This window comes from Polaromonas sp. CT11-55 (assembly GCF_047303325.1).
Lineage (GTDB): Bacteria > Pseudomonadota > Gammaproteobacteria > Burkholderiales > Burkholderiaceae_C > Polaromonas.
In genome coordinates this window covers 152,712-166,162 of the sequence record NZ_JBKBEX010000007.1, presented here as the reverse complement: position 1 = coordinate 166,162, position 13,451 = coordinate 152,712, and the positions used below count along the sequence as shown (strand labels likewise).

The following is a 13,451-nucleotide window of genomic DNA, read 5'->3' as shown; positions in this document are numbered from 1 at the left end:
GCCGCTCAGGCACAGGAGCGTTGTGCTCTCAGCCCCCGTCGCCACGACGGCGCTGCTTCTCTGCTTCTATGCGCTCTGCTTCTCGTGCCAAGTCGCGTCTGATCTTCTCAATGCGCAAAGCTTCTTCGGCAAGCTGCGCGAGTTCCTTCTCACTGAACCTCAGTGTGGAAGGAAGTGGCGCTTTGCAAGCTTCACACGTGGTGACCCGACGGTTGAACACCGAGAACCCGCACGCTGGACATCTGAATCGATTGGCTGCCGTCATCGGTGCGACAAGGTTTGCGGGGGTGGCATTCGCGAGCCTAACGAATGGAAGGGACTTCCCCGTCCCAAGCGAGCCGCACCCCGCCAGGGATGCGGTTTACGGCAACAAAGTGCCACGATGGAGAGGTCAAACTTTTAGCTCCGACGTAACTTGAGTACAAGGTAGTCTGCACTGAAACTGCGTTTTCATCAACTCACCTGGAAGGGGAAATCATGGCTATCGTAACCGTTGGAATTGACCTCGCCAAGAACTAGAGTGATGCCATAACCTCAGCACCTCTGCCATTGCCCGCCGCCTAATTCCCACCCTCCGAAGCCGCGTCCCGCACCACCAGCACTGGCACAGGCGCCAATCGCAAAATCTCTTCCGCACCGCTGCCCAGCAGCACACGCCCCAGGCCGCGCCGGCCGTGGGAGCCGACCACCACAAGGTCGGCGCCCCAGAGTTTGGCGGCCTCGGCCACGACTTCGCCCAGGCGTTTGCCGGGTTCTTCGCACAGGCTCTGGTCGGCCGCCACGCCGGCCGACTGCGCGATGGCCGTAGCGTCGGTCAGCACTTTGGCGCCGCCTTCGCGCAGCATGCCGGCCACGTCGCCGGAGTAAGTGCCATCGGCGGCCATGGCGCCCAGTTCATTGATGGCATGCAGCAGCCGCACGCTGGCGCTGGTTTCGCGCGCCATGCGCAGGCCGGCGACCAGGGCCTTGTTGGCGGTCTCGCTGCCGTCTACGGGGATCAGGATTCGTTTGAACATGGTTCGATCTCCAGTTTGTTGACGATGCGTATCACGCCCCTGGCGGCCAATGCCGCGCCGGCGGCCGCTTCGCGCTCGGCCAGGGAATGCACCTTGCCGTGCAGGGTGACCTCACCGCCCTCCACGTCGATCTGGATATGCCGGGCTTCGCGGTCGGCCTGGCGTGCCAGCGCCGCGGCAATCTCCGCCGCGACGTCGCGCGTGCTGACGGTGGGTTTCACCACAACGTTGTTGGACAGGCCGCGCACGCCCACCAGGCCGCGCACGCATTTCTCGGCGGTTCTGCACTGGTAGGCCCAGTCGACGTCGCCCGTGAGGGTGAGCCAGCCTTTTTCCACCTCGACCCTGATCCGCTCGGGCGGCAGCAGCGCGCTCCAGCGCAGCGCGGATGCGGCGGCCGTGGCGATTTCGGAGTCGCTGCGCTGGTGGTCCGCCACCAGCTTGACATCCAGCTCGATGGCCAGACCGCGCACACCGGCCACGCGGCGAACCGCCCGTTCCGCCGCGACTTTTTCGGCAAAGCTGTTCAGGTGCCCTGTGAGCGTCACCACACCGTCATTGACGAGAACGCCTATGCCGGCTGAATTGACGGCGGGTTCCCAGGCCAGTTCGGCGGTGACATCAGCCTTGAGCTGAAAATCGGTTTTCATGGCTTGTTCCTTGGATGAAGTGGTCACCACCACAGGGTGGTGATGCCACTGTAGGCAGGCGAGGCGGTGCCTGTCTTGATATTCCTCAAGCGATGGCTTGTTGCGCAAGCCCCGCGCGATGCGGCGGGGCGGGGCCCTTCCACGCCGGCTTATGCCGCCGGGCCGCCGCCGGGACTGACCTCGGTGCCGGCGCGGCCCGCCAGCATCTCCTCGATCCGGTCCAGCGAACCTATCAAGGCCTTCTTTCCCGTCTTGAGGACGAAGCTGGCGGCGGCCTGCACCTTGGGGCCCATGGAGCCCGCGGGGAAGCTGTGGCCCAGCAGTTCCTGCGGCCCGACCTTGCCGAGAGCGCGCTGCGTCGGCAGCCCCCAGTCGAGGTAGACGGCGTCCACGTCGGTGGCGATCACCAGGCAGTCGGCACCCAGCTCCAGCGCGAGCAGGGCGCTGGTCAGGTCCTTGTCGATCACGGCATCCACGCCTTCCAGTGCCCGCCTGCCGGCCGTACATGCCACCGGAATGCCGCCACCGCCCGCGGCGATGACCACGGCCTGGTGCTGCAACAGCCAGCGCAGCGGATCCACGGCCAGCACGCGCAGGGGCAGGGGCGAAGCCACGACGCGCCTGAAGCTTTCGCCGTCGGGCGCGACATGCCAGTGCATGGCTTGCGCAAGCCGCTGCGCTTCCTCCTGGGTGTAGACAGGTCCTATGGGTTTGGTGGGCCGGCCGAAAGCCGGGTCGTTGAGATCGACTTCCACGCGCGTGAGCAGGGTGACCACGGAGCGCTTGGGCGCCAGCTGGTTGGCGAGTTCCTGCTCCAGCAGGTAGCCGATCATGCCCTCGGTCTGTGCGCCCAGCATGTCGAGCGGGTAGGGCGGCACCGCCGCGTAGGCCGAGTTCTGCAGCGCCAGCAGGCCTATCTGCGGCCCGTTGCCATGCGTCACCACCAGCTCATGGTGCAGCGCGACGCGCGCCAGCTGGGCCGCCACGCCCCGGATGTTTTCGAGCAGGTGCTGCGCGCTGAGCGACTGGCCCCGGCGCAGCAAGGCATTGCCGCCCAGCGCCACGACCAGCCTCATGCCAGCGTGGCCACGAGCACGGCCTTGATGGTGTGCATGCGGTTTTCCGCCTGCGTGAACACGACGGACGCATCGGATTCAAAGACCTCGTCGGTCACTTCGATTTCGCTGAGGCCGTAACGCTCGTGGATCTGGCGCCCCACCTCGGTATCCAGGTTGTGGAAAGCCGGCAGGCAATGCATGAAGCGGGTGCGCGGCTTGCCGGTGGCCTTCATCAAGGCGCTGTTGACCTGGAAGGGCAGCAGCTGCGCTATGCGCTGCTTCCAGGCCTCCTCGGGTTCGCCCATGGAGACCCAGACGTCGGTGTAGAGAAAGTCTGCGCCCTTGACGGCTTCGGCCGGATCGCTGCTAAGGGTGATGCGCGCGCCTGTCGTTTTCACCAGCTCGCGCATGTCAGCGACCAGCGCGGGCGGCGGCATCAGCGCCGCGGGAGCGGCGATGCGCACGTCCATGCCCATCTGCGTGCCGCCGACCAGCAGCGAGCAGCCCATGTTGAAGCGGGCGTCGCCCAGGTAGCAGAAAGACAGCTCATGCAGCGGCTTTTCGCCGAACTCCTCCATGGTCAGCAGGTCGGCCAGCACCTGGGTGGGGTGGGCCTCGTCGGTCAGGCCGTTCCACACCGGCACATGCGAAAAGCGTGCGATCTCCTCCACCACCGTCTGGTGAAAGCCGCGGTACTCGATGCCGTCGTACAGCCGGCCCAATACCCGGGCCGTGTCTTTCAGGGATTCCTTGTGGCCCAGCTGCGAGCTGACTGGGTCGATGTAAGTGACATGGCCGCCCTGGTCGTGCACCGCGACTTCGAAGGCGCAGCGTGTGCGGGTGGAGGCTTTTTCGAAGATCAGCGCGATGTTTTTCCCCTTCAGGCGCGCCAATTCGTTGCCCGCGTATTTGGAGCGCTTGAGCTCGGCGGCCAGGTCCAGCAGGAAACGGATGTCCCGCGGGGAAAAGTCCTTGAGGTCCAGGAGGCTGCGGTTGTGAAGGTTAAAGCTCATGGGGGAGGGCCGTCTTTCGTTTTGTCGCAGTGACAGGTCAGGCGGCGTCGCGCTCAATCGGGCAGGACATGCAGTGGCTGCCGCCGCGCCCGCGCCCCAGCTCGCCGCTGGGAATGGTGATGACTTCGACGCCGGCTTTGCGCAGCAAGGTGTTGGTATGGGTGTTGCGGTTGTAGGCCATGACGACGCCGGGCGACAGCGCCAGCACGTTGTTGCCGTCGTCCCACTGCTCGCGCTCGGCTTCGTAGGCATTGCCGCCGGTGGCGACGACGCGCAGCCTGGGCAAGCCCAGCGCCTGCGCGAGTACCTCCAGCAGGGGCTCGGTTTCGGCCCTGACGTCCAGCTCGCCCGGCTTCTCGCCGGGGCGAAGGCTGAACGCGCGGATAGCCTGCACGATTTCCGGGAACACCGTCACCAGGTCGCGGTCGCAAAAGGTCAGCACCGTGTCCAGGTGCATGGCGCCGCGCGATTTGGGCAACTGGGCGGCCAGCACCCGGGTCGCGGCGCCGCGGGCAAACAGGCTGCGCGCGAGCTGGGTCACGGCCTGCGGCGAGGTCCGCTCGCCCATGCCGACCAGCACCAGGCCCTTGCCCAGCGGCATGACGTCGCCGCCTTCGAGCGAGGCCTGCGCGTGCGGCTGCCCCGGGTCGCCCCACCATTCGGTGACCTTGCCCGCGAATGCCGGGTGGGAGCGGTAGATGGTCGCCATGAGCAGGCTTTCCCGCTGGCGCGCGGGCCAGTACATGGCGCCCAGCGCCACGCCGTCGCCTATCCAGCAACTGCTGTCGCGCGTGAACAGGGTGTTGGGCAGGGCGGGCAGCAGCAGGTCCGAGGGGCTGGCGCAGGCAGCCGTAAGGCCGGGCAGCTTGAAGGGCAGGTCCGCCGGCGTCAGCCCGCCGATCAGGAATTCGGCCAGCCGGGCCGGCGTCAGCTCCTGCAGCCAGGGCCGCAGCACAGCCGCGGCTTCAAAGTCGGTGCCGGCCAGTTCGCGGTCCAGCAGCCGGTCGCGCGTCATTGGGTTGCCGACCGTGACCGCGAGAAGGTCGTGCAGTTCCAGCACTTCCACGCCATGCTCCGTCATGGCGCTGGTAAAGGCGTAGTGGTCGTTTTTGGCCTGCGCGACCCACATCACGTCGTCGAACAGCATGTCCCGGCAGTTCGCGGGCGTCAGGCGCGTGTGCGCCAGGCCGGGCCTGCAGACCAGCACCTTGCGCAGCCGGCCCGTCTCTGAATGGACGCCGGCCATCACAGGCTCAACTTTCCGGCGGCAAGCATCCAGCCCGCGACCACCGCGAGCGCGAGCACCGCGGCTAGCATGGCTTTTTCGCCCGGGGTGAAGGGCTCACGGCGAGCCTGCCGTTTGGCGATGAAATACAGGGCCGCGCCGGGGGCGTAGAGCAGGGCACTCAGCAGCAGGTACTTGGCGCCGGCGGCATACAGCAGCCACAGGCAATACACCGAGGCAAGCGCGGCCACCGGCAGGTCCAGTGCGCCGCGGGCCGGGCCTGCACCCTCACCGCGAGCGGCCAGCTTGAAGCCGTAGAGCGCGCTGAACAGGTAGGGCAGCAGGATCATGGCGGTCGAGAGCGAGATCAGCGCCAGGTAGGACGCCTTGGACACCAGGGTGACGATGAGGAAGAGCTGCACCATGGCGCTGCTCAGCCACAAGGCATTGGCCGGCACGCCCTTGCCGCTCTGGCGGCCCAGCCATTCGGGCATCACCCCGCTGTTGGCCGGCGTGAACAGCGATTCCGCGGCCAGCAGCGTCCAGGCCAGGAAACCGCCGCCCACGGAAACGATCAGCCCTATATAGATGAGCACGGCGCCCCAGGTGCCCACGGCTTTTTCCAGCACGCCGGCCATGGAAGGGTTTTTCAGCCCGGCCAGTTCCGGCTGGGTGAAGATGCCCAGGGACAGCAGCGAGACGGCCATCAGCAGGGCCAGGCAGATCAGAAAGCCTATGACCGTGGCCTTGCCGACGTCCTTGCGCTGGCGCGCGCGCGCCGAATAGACGCTGGCACCCTCGATGCCGATAAACACCCATACCGTCACCAGCATGGTGCTCTTGACCTGCTCCAGCACGGAGCCCAGCTTGGCACCGCCCCAGAAGTCCAGGCTGAAGGTGGGCGCCTGGAAAGCGGCCGCGGCCAGCACAATGAACAGCAGCAGCGGAATGACCTTGGCCACCGTGACCACGGCATTGACCCAGGCGGCGGTGTTGATGCCGCGCAGAACCAGCGCATGGACCACCCACAAGACCACCGACGCGCCGGCGACGGCCGCGGGGGTGTTGCCTTCGCCGAAAGCCGGGAAGAAATAGCCGAGCGCGCCGAACGCGGCCACCAGGTAGCCGACGTTGCCTATCCAGGCGCTGATCCAGTAACCCCAGGCGGAGTTAAAGCCGATGTAATCGCCTGAAAGCGCCCGGGCATAGGCGTAGACGCCGTTGTCCAGTTCGGGCTTGCGCAGCGCCAGCATCTGGTAGACCCGCGCCAGCACCAGCATGCCCACACCGGTGACCAGCCAGCCGATCAGGATGGCGCCGGCGCCTGCCCCCGCCGCCATGTTTTGCGGCAGGCCGAAGATGCCGCTGCCGATGATGGAGCCCGTCACCAGCGCGACCAGCAGTCCCAGGCCCAGGCTGCTTTGTGCCTGGCGTGTGGTGGGAATGGTCCGCGCCGGCGACACCGGGGACCGGGTGTTTGACAGTGTGCTCATGGCGTGTTCTCGCTTTCGGCTGATGTGTTGGGAGGGGCTACTTGACCAGCAGTACCGGCACGTCGACATCGGCCACCACGCGCTGGGCGACGCTGCCGAGCAGGGCGCGGCCCAGCAGGCCGTGGCCGTGGGTGCCCATGACCACCATGTGGACCTTCTCGCGTTTGGCCGCCTGCACGATCTGCGTGGCCGGCGTGCCCGCGACCCAGGAAGCCCGATAGGGGATGCCGTGGCGCTTGAGGAAACGCTCAATCGGCTGCAGCACTTTGTCGGCCTCATCCTGGTGCCAGGCGCGGACGGTGGCGGCGCCCAGCATGGTCTTGACGCGAGGGGAGACGGCGATCTGCACATTGAGCACGATCAGCTCCGCGCCGGGTCCCATCAGGGTTTCGTGGGTGACCAGGAAGGCCAGGGCTTTTTTGGTGAACTTGCTGCCGTCAACGGCCAGAAGGACTCTCATGCTGTTCTCCGGGAAGGGGATGAAACGGCGCGCTCAGCGCAGGACCAGGACGGGAATGCCGCTGTGCGTGAGCACCTGCTGGGTCTCGCTGCCGAGCAGGATGCGCGAGATGCCCTTGCGGCCGTGCGAGGCCATGACGATGAGGTCGCACTTGTTCTTTTTGGCCGTGGTCAGGATGGAGGCCGCGACAAGGTCGGATTTGACGGTCACGGCCTTGGCCTTGACGCCCGCGGCTTCGGCGGTCTTGCACACCGCGTCGACGACGGCCTGGCCCCTGTCGGCCCAGTCCTTTTCGATGCGCCCGACTTCCTGCGGCGACACCGTGGCGCCACCCTCGAAGTAGCTCACGGGATAACGCGGCACGACGTTGAGCGCCACCAGGCCGGCCTCCAGGGATGCGGCCAGGGTGATGGCGTCCTTGACCGCTTTTTTGGAAAGTGTGGATCCGTCGGTGGCAACAAGAATGCGTTTGTACATGATGGTTCTCCTGTGTTGATGTGCCGCAGTCTAGGAGCGCCGTCCGGGCCCTGGCTTGATCCAGGTCAAGGGCGCGGCACATGATCTCTAGCCTCTGTTCCGCGGTTTTGATGGGGTCTTTCGATGTGTGAAAAAACGCATCGGCCCGGAAGATGTCCGATGCCACGAGGTGACTGTGCGCGCGGCGTGGGGAGGTGTCTGTTCGCCACCAGACTTAAGCCACAGCGCCAGACTGCCAGGCCGACACCCGCTGACATCCGCGGAAGTGCCCATGGCCCCTGGTTTGATCCATGTCAAGGGCGCGGCACTCTGCGCTGGCTAAGCTTTCGCCATGCAAACCGTCCCCTCCTTGCCGTTGCTTTCCGCCGGCCCCGTGCCGCCTGCCGCGGGCAGCGCCACGCCATGGGCCGCCCTGGACGAGCCGGCTGAGTGGGAGGGTTTTAGCCGCCCGGTGCCGGGGCATGAGGGCTGGTGGGAGTCCTGCCTGGCAATCGAAGGCATGCATTGCGCGGCCTGCGCGCTCACCGTCGAGTCGGTTTTGCGCAAGCTGCCCGGCGTGGATGCGGTGCAGGTCAACGGCGTCACGGCCGTGGCGCGGCTTCAGTGGCAGCCGCAGGCCACGCGGCCTTCGGCCTGGATGGCCGCGCTGCGCCAGGCCGGCTACGGCGCCTTGCCGGCCGGCGACCTGCTGCTGGCCGGCAAACGGCAGCGGGCCCAGCGCCTGATGCTCTGGCGCTGGCTGGTGGCCGGCTTTTGCATGATGCAGGTCATGATGTATGCGGCGCCGGCCTACCTGGCGCCGGCCGGCGAGATCACGCCCGACATCCGGGCGCTGCTGGGCTGGGCCTCCTGGGTGCTGACCCTGCCGGTGCTGCTGTTTTCCTGCTGGCCGTTTTTTTCGGCGGCGCTGCGTGACGTGCGGCACCTGCGCATAGGCATGGACGTGCCGGTGGCGCTGGGCGTGCTGATCGCCTTCGGGGCCAGCACGGCCGCGACCTTTGACCCGGCCAGCCCCTGGGGCGAGCATGCCTCCTACGACTCGGTGCCCATGTTTGTGTTTTTCCTGCTGTCGGGCCGGCTGCTGGAGCAGCGCCTGCGCGACCGCACCGCCGGCGCGCTGGAGGCCCTGATGCGCCGCCTGCCGGACAGCGTGGAGCGGCAGGAGGCCGACGGCAGCTTTCGCGCGGTGGCCGTGCGCCGGCTTGCTGTGGGCGATCTGGTTCGGGTGCTGCCGGGCCAGGCCTTTCCGGCCGACGGGGAGGTGGAAAGAGGCGAGAGCCGGGTCGACCAGTCGCTGCTGACCGGTGAATCCAAACCCCTTCTGCGGCGCGCCGGCGACGGCGTCATTGCCGGCAGCCACAACCTCACCAGCCTGCTGCTGGTGCGCGTGCGGCGGGTCGGCGCGCAGACCCGCTACGCCGAAATCGTGGCGCTGATGGAGCAGGCCTCGCTCGAAAAACCCGGCCTGGTGCAACTGGTGGACCGCATCGCCAGCCCTTTCCTGGTGGCCGTGCTGCTGGCCGCCGCCGGCGCGGCCTGGTGGTGGTGGCCTTTGGGCCAGGCGCATGCGATGGCGGTCGCGGTCTCGGTGCTGATCGTGACCTGCCCCTGCGCGCTGTCGCTGGCCACGCCGGCGGCCATGCTGGCCGGCGCGGGCGCGCTGGCGCGGCGCGGCGTGCTGGTTCGCAGGCTGCAGGCGCTCGAAAGCTGCGCGGCCGTGGACACCGTGGTCTTCGACAAAACCGGAACGCTGACAGAGGACCGCATGGAAGTTGTCCTGGCCCACACCCCCCAAGGCGTGGATCGGGGCGAAGTGTGTGACAGGGCGGGAGCGCTGGCCAGGCAGTCGCTGCATCCGGTTTCGCGCGCCATTGCCGCGCGCTTTCCGGTGAATGCTTCCGCGCCGGGCTGGGTGGCCAGCGAGGTGGAGGAGGTCGCGGGCCGCGGCCTGCGCGGCAAGGTCGCCAGGCTCGACGGCAGCGATGCGCGCTACCTTTACCTGGGCTCGGCCTCTTTTTGCCGTGCGCCTGTTCAGGGCCGCGATGTGCCGGTGCTGCAGGCGCATCTGTCCGACGGCGAACATTACCTGGCGGGCTTTGAGCTCGATGAGGCCATCCGTCCCGACGCGGCGCAGGCCGTGGCTGCCTTGCTCCAACTCGGTGTCCGCGTGCAGCTGCTGTCGGGCGATACCGGCCAGGCCGTGGCCCACCTGGCGCGCCGGGCCGGCATCGAGTGGTGCTTCGGCGAATGCACGCCCGAGATGAAACTGGAACATGTGCGCAGGCTGCAGCGCGAAGGCCACCGCGTCATGATGGTGGGCGACGGCATGAACGATGGGCCGGTGCTGGCCGCGGCCGATGTGTCCATGGCCATGGGCCAGGCCGTGCCGCTGGCCCAGGCCAGGGCGGATTTCATCATGACCGGCAACCGGCTTGCCACCGTGGCGGCGCTGCTGGCGCAGGCGCGGCGAACGAGGAGTGTGGTGCGCCAGAACCTGGTCTGGGCCGCGCTGTACAACGCGGCCTGCGTGCCGCTGGCAATTGCAGGCCTGATGCCGACCTGGCTGGCCGGCTTCGGCATGGCGGCCAGTTCGCTGCTGGTGGTGGCCAATTCCGCGAGGCTGGCGCGCGTTGCGCCTGAACACTAGATGGACATTCTTTTCCTGTTGATCCCCTTGTCCGTCGTGCTGGCGCTGCTCATCATTGGCGCGCTGGGCTGGGCCGTATGGCGTGGGCAATTCGAGGCACTGGAGCAGGAAGCAGAGCGCATTCTTCACGGTGATTGACTTGTATCAAATGCCGCGCCGCCCGCCGCGCCGACACTTTGAAGCATCTAGACAAAAGGTGCTTCATGAACCAAGAAACAACACAAGGGATCGCCTATCACGACACGGTGGTGCGTCAGTTCTCGCTGGCGGCGGTGCTCTGGGGTGTGGTGGGCATGGCGGTGGGCCTGTTCATCGCGGCCCAGTTGGCCTGGCCTGAACTGAACTTCGGCATCCCCTGGCTCAGCTACGGCCGGCTGCGGCCGCTGCACACCAACGCGGTGATCTTCGCCTTCGGCGGCTGCGCGCTCATAGGCAGCAGCTACTACGTGGTCCAGCGCACCAGCGGCGTGCCGCTGTTCGCGCCGCGCCTGGCGGCCTTCACCTTCTGGGGCTGGCAGCTGGTCATCGTGGCCGCGGCGATCAGCCTGCCGCTGGGCTACACCACCGGCAAGGAATACGCCGAGCTGGAATGGCCCATAGACATCCTGATCACCCTGGTCTGGGTGGCGTACGCGGTGGTGTTCTTCGGCACCCTGGGCGTGCGCAAGGTCAGGCACATCTATGTGGCCAACTGGTTTTACGGCGCCTTCATCCTGGCGGTCGCGGTGCTGCATGTGGTCAACAGCGCTGAAGTGCCGGCCGGCTGGATGAAGTCCTATTCGGCCTATGCCGGCGTGCAGGACGCCATGGTGCAGTGGTGGTACGGCCACAACGCCGTCGGCTTCTTCCTGACCGCGGGCTTCCTGGGCATGATGTATTACTTCATTCCCAAGCAGGCCGAGCGGCCGGTCTACAGCTACCGCCTGTCCATCGTCCACTTCTGGGCGCTGATCTTCACCTATATGTGGGCGGGCCCGCACCACCTGCACTACACGGCCTTGCCCGACTGGACGCAATCGGTGGGCATGGTGTTCTCGCTGATCCTGCTGGCGCCCAGCTGGGGCGGGATGATCAACGGCGTGATGACGCTGTCGGGCGCCTGGCACAAGCTGCGCGAGGACCCCATCCTGCGTTTCCTGATCGTCTCGCTGTCTTTTTACGGCATGAGCACCTTCGAGGGCCCGCTGATGTCCATCAAGACCGTCAACGCGCTGTCGCATTACACCGACTGGACCGTGGGCCATGTGCATTCGGGCGCGCTGGGCTGGGTGGGCCTGATCTCCATGGGCACGCTGTACTACATGATCCCGCGCCTCTTCGGGCAAAAGCGGATGTACTCGGTGCGCGCCATCGAGGTGCATTTCTGGGTGGCCACCGTGGGCATCGTGCTTTACATCGCGGCCATGTGGATCGCCGGCGTGATGCAGGGCCTGATGTGGCGCGCCCTGAACGCCGACGGCACCCTGACCTACACCTTCGTCGAATCGGTCAAGGCCACCTATCCCTTCTACGTGGTGCGCTTCTTCGGCGGGGTGCTGTACCTGGGCGGCATGGTGCTGATGGCCTGGAACGTCTGCATGACGGTGGCCCGGGGACGCCCCGTCCGGGTACCGGTTCCGGCGCTGGCGCACGCATAAACATAGAAAGCACATTCCATGAAAGACGACAACACAAGCGCGGCCGGCTTCTCGCACGAGAAGATTGAGACCAACAACTTCCTGATGATCATCCTGATCCTGCTGGTGATCGCCGTGGGCGGCCTGGTCGAGATCGTGCCGCTGTTCTTCCAGAAGTCGACCACCGCGCCCATAGAAGGCGTCAAGCCCTATGGTGCGCTGCAGCTGGCCGGCCGCGACATCTATTTGCGCGAGGGTTGCTACAACTGCCACTCGCAAATGATCCGGCCCTTCCGCGCCGAGACGCTGCGCTACGGCCACTACTCGGTCGCCGGCGAGTTTGTCTACGACCACCCCTTCCAGTGGGGCAGCAAGCGCACCGGCCCCGACCTGCAACGTGTGGGCGGCAAGTACACGGACGAGTGGCACCGCATCCACCTGAACAATCCGCGCGATGTGGTGCCCGAATCGAATATGCCGGCCTACAGCTGGCTCGAAAAAGCCAGCGTCAACCCGGCCGACATGGCGCCGCGCATGAAGGCGCTGCGCACGGTGGGTGTGCCTTACAGCGACGCGGAAATCGCCGAAGCTGCCGCCGTGGTGAAGGACAAGACGGAAATGGACGCCCTGGTGGCTTATCTGCAAGTCATGGGCAAGGCCCTGAAATAAAGGAGGACGCCATGGACATCAACACGCTGCGCATCATCGCCACCTTGCTGTGCTTTGCCACCTTCATCGGCCTGCTCGTGTGGGCCTATTCGGGCCGCAACCGCAAGCGCTTTGAAGAGGACGCAAAGATCCCCTTCCTGCAGGATTAGCTATGTCCCTTATCTCCAAGTTTTCATTTTTTATTCCACAACGCATCGGGTGCGGCTTATGAGCGATTTCACCGACAACTTCTGGTCCTGGTATGTGGCCGCGCTGACCCTGGTCGGCATCATTGGCGCGCTGGTGCTGCTGTGGGCCACGGCCCGAAAAAAAATAGTCCCGAGCAGCGACAACACCACGGGCCACGTCTGGGACGAGGACCTGCGCGAGGCCAACAATCCCATGCCACGCTGGTGGATGTGGCTGTTCGTCTTCACCGTGATCTATTCGCTGCTCTACCTTGTCGCCTATCCGGGCCTGGGCGCTTACCCGGGCGAGATGGGCTGGAGCACGCGCGGCGAATACGACAGCGCGATGCTCAAGGCGGACAAGGAGCTTGCGCCGCTGTACGCCCAGTTCACCGCCAAAAGCGCCGAGCAGCTCGCGGGCGACACCAATGCGATGGCCGTGGGCGAGCGCCTCTTCATGAACAACTGCTCCCAGTGCCACGGCTCGGACGCGCGCGGCAGCAAGGGCTTTCCCAACCTCACCGACACCGACTGGCTGCACGGCGGTTCGACCGAGAAGATCAAGGAAACCCTGACCCAGGGCCGCAAGGGGCAGATGCCGCCCATGGCCGCGGCCGTGGGGTCACCCGAGGACGTCAAGAACGTGGCGCAGTACGTGCTGAGCCTGTCGGGCGGCCCGCATGATTCGGTGCGTGCCCAGCTCGGCAAATCGAAGTTCACGGCCTGCGCTGCCTGCCACGGCGTCGACGGCAAGGGCAACACGACCATAGGCGCGCCCAACCTGGCCGACGACATCTGGCTGCACGGCTGGGGCGAGCAGGCCATTGTCGACATCGTCAACAAGGGCAAGATCAATGAGATGCCCGCGCAGGCCGGCAAGCTCACCGAAGCGCAGATCCATGTGCTGACGGCCTACATCTGGGGGCTGTCCAACAAGGCCCCCGCGGCCAAGCTTTGAGG

14 protein-coding genes are annotated in these 13,451 nt (G+C 66.3%); 6 read left to right on the top strand and 8 right to left on the bottom strand.

The annotated features are described in order from the left end of the window. Positions 1-560 precede the first annotated feature (560 nt). From ACEN8I_RS09655 to ACEN8I_RS09620, 8 genes are all read right to left on the bottom strand, one after another. Complete coding sequence (locus tag ACEN8I_RS09655; RefSeq protein ID WP_413328173.1) at positions 561-1,016, bottom strand: universal stress protein; 456 nt, start codon at positions 1,014-1,016, stop codon at positions 561-563. Further along, a complete protein-coding gene (locus ACEN8I_RS09650) occupies positions 998-1,666 on the bottom strand; it encodes a BON domain-containing protein (protein ID WP_413328172.1) in 669 nt (222 codons plus the stop codon). Before ACEN8I_RS09650 ends, ACEN8I_RS09655 begins: the two co-directional genes overlap by 19 nt. A 149-nt stretch (positions 1,667-1,815) precedes the next feature. After that, complete coding sequence (arcC, locus tag ACEN8I_RS09645) at positions 1,816-2,742, bottom strand: carbamate kinase (RefSeq protein WP_413328170.1); 927 nt, start codon at positions 2,740-2,742, stop codon at positions 1,816-1,818. Continuing rightward, positions 2,739-3,737, bottom strand: coding sequence for an ornithine carbamoyltransferase (gene argF / locus ACEN8I_RS09640; RefSeq protein ID WP_413328169.1), 999 nt, complete (start codon positions 3,735-3,737; stop codon positions 2,739-2,741). The genes arcC and argF overlap by 4 nt, the downstream gene beginning before the upstream one ends. Before the next feature lie 37 nt (positions 3,738-3,774). Further along, on the bottom strand, positions 3,775-4,983 hold the full coding sequence (locus tag ACEN8I_RS09635) for an arginine deiminase (protein WP_413328166.1): 1,209 nt from the start codon (positions 4,981-4,983) through the stop codon (positions 3,775-3,777). Then, positions 4,983-6,455 carry an arginine-ornithine antiporter gene (gene arcD, locus ACEN8I_RS09630; RefSeq protein WP_413328165.1) on the bottom strand — a complete coding sequence of 491 codons (1,473 nt, stop codon included), beginning with the start codon at positions 6,453-6,455 and terminating at the stop codon, positions 4,983-4,985. The genes ACEN8I_RS09635 and arcD overlap by 1 nt, the downstream gene beginning before the upstream one ends. Before the next feature lie 37 nt (positions 6,456-6,492). Beyond that, the gene (locus ACEN8I_RS09625) at positions 6,493-6,915 is read right to left on the bottom strand and encodes a universal stress protein (RefSeq protein ID WP_413328163.1); all 423 of its coding nucleotides are present in this window, start codon (positions 6,913-6,915) and stop codon (positions 6,493-6,495) included. Between the two features lie 33 nt (positions 6,916-6,948). Then, entirely contained in the window at positions 6,949-7,392 is a 444-nt protein-coding gene (locus ACEN8I_RS09620; RefSeq protein WP_413328161.1) for a universal stress protein, read from the bottom strand. 331 nt (positions 7,393-7,723) lie between these two features. Between ACEN8I_RS09620 and ACEN8I_RS09615 the strand changes: the two genes are divergently transcribed. The 6 genes from ACEN8I_RS09615 to ccoP all read left to right on the top strand — a co-directional run bounded on the left by ACEN8I_RS09615 (position 7,724) and on the right by ccoP (position 13,449). Beyond that, a complete protein-coding gene (locus ACEN8I_RS09615; protein ID WP_413328160.1) occupies positions 7,724-10,039 on the top strand; it encodes a heavy metal translocating P-type ATPase in 2,316 nt (771 codons plus the stop codon). Next, the gene (ccoS, locus tag ACEN8I_RS09610) at positions 10,040-10,177 is read left to right on the top strand and encodes a cbb3-type cytochrome oxidase assembly protein CcoS (protein WP_074574359.1); all 138 of its coding nucleotides are present in this window, start codon (positions 10,040-10,042) and stop codon (positions 10,175-10,177) included. 65 nt (positions 10,178-10,242) lie between these two features. Further along, the gene (ccoN, locus tag ACEN8I_RS09605) at positions 10,243-11,676 is read left to right on the top strand and encodes a cytochrome-c oxidase, cbb3-type subunit I (RefSeq protein WP_413328159.1); all 1,434 of its coding nucleotides are present in this window, start codon (positions 10,243-10,245) and stop codon (positions 11,674-11,676) included. 18 nt (positions 11,677-11,694) lie between these two features. Further along, on the top strand, positions 11,695-12,324 hold the full coding sequence (ccoO, locus tag ACEN8I_RS09600) for a cytochrome-c oxidase, cbb3-type subunit II (protein ID WP_413328158.1): 630 nt from the start codon (positions 11,695-11,697) through the stop codon (positions 12,322-12,324). An 11-nt stretch (positions 12,325-12,335) separates the two neighbouring features. Beyond that, entirely contained in the window at positions 12,336-12,473 is a 138-nt protein-coding gene (locus ACEN8I_RS09595) for a cbb3-type cytochrome oxidase subunit 3 (RefSeq protein ID WP_413328157.1), read from the top strand. A 58-nt stretch (positions 12,474-12,531) separates the two neighbouring features. Continuing rightward, complete coding sequence (gene ccoP, locus ACEN8I_RS09590) at positions 12,532-13,449, top strand: cytochrome-c oxidase, cbb3-type subunit III (RefSeq protein WP_413328156.1); 918 nt, start codon at positions 12,532-12,534, stop codon at positions 13,447-13,449. Positions 13,450-13,451 lie beyond the last annotated feature (2 nt).

Bases quoted from the DNA above. Each gene is read 5' to 3' on its own strand.
- ccoP (WP_413328156.1), top strand. From the start codon at position 12,532: ATGAGCGATTTCACCGACAACTTCTGGTCCTGGTATGTGGCCGCGCTG.
- ACEN8I_RS09625 (WP_413328163.1), bottom strand. From the start codon at position 6,915: ATGAGAGTCCTTCTGGCCGTTGACGGCAGCAAGTTCACCAAAAAAGCC.
- ACEN8I_RS09620 (WP_413328161.1), bottom strand. From the start codon at position 7,392: ATGTACAAACGCATTCTTGTTGCCACCGACGGATCCACACTTTCCAAA.
- ACEN8I_RS09635 (WP_413328166.1), bottom strand. From the start codon at position 4,983: ATGGCCGGCGTCCATTCAGAGACGGGCCGGCTGCGCAAGGTGCTGGTC.
- ACEN8I_RS09615 (WP_413328160.1), top strand. From the start codon at position 7,724: ATGCAAACCGTCCCCTCCTTGCCGTTGCTTTCCGCCGGCCCCGTGCCG.
- arcC (WP_413328170.1), bottom strand. From the start codon at position 2,742: ATGAGGCTGGTCGTGGCGCTGGGCGGCAATGCCTTGCTGCGCCGGGGC.
- ACEN8I_RS09595 (WP_413328157.1), top strand. From the start codon at position 12,336: ATGGACATCAACACGCTGCGCATCATCGCCACCTTGCTGTGCTTTGCC.
- ACEN8I_RS09650 (WP_413328172.1), bottom strand. From the start codon at position 1,666: ATGAAAACCGATTTTCAGCTCAAGGCTGATGTCACCGCCGAACTGGCC.
- argF (WP_413328169.1), bottom strand. From the start codon at position 3,737: ATGAGCTTTAACCTTCACAACCGCAGCCTCCTGGACCTCAAGGACTTT.
- ccoO (WP_413328158.1), top strand. From the start codon at position 11,695: ATGAAAGACGACAACACAAGCGCGGCCGGCTTCTCGCACGAGAAGATT.
- ccoN (WP_413328159.1), top strand. From the start codon at position 10,243: ATGAACCAAGAAACAACACAAGGGATCGCCTATCACGACACGGTGGTG.
- ccoS (WP_074574359.1), top strand. From the start codon at position 10,040: ATGGACATTCTTTTCCTGTTGATCCCCTTGTCCGTCGTGCTGGCGCTG.
- ACEN8I_RS09655 (WP_413328173.1), bottom strand. From the start codon at position 1,016: ATGTTCAAACGAATCCTGATCCCCGTAGACGGCAGCGAGACCGCCAAC.
- arcD (WP_413328165.1), bottom strand. From the start codon at position 6,455: ATGAGCACACTGTCAAACACCCGGTCCCCGGTGTCGCCGGCGCGGACC.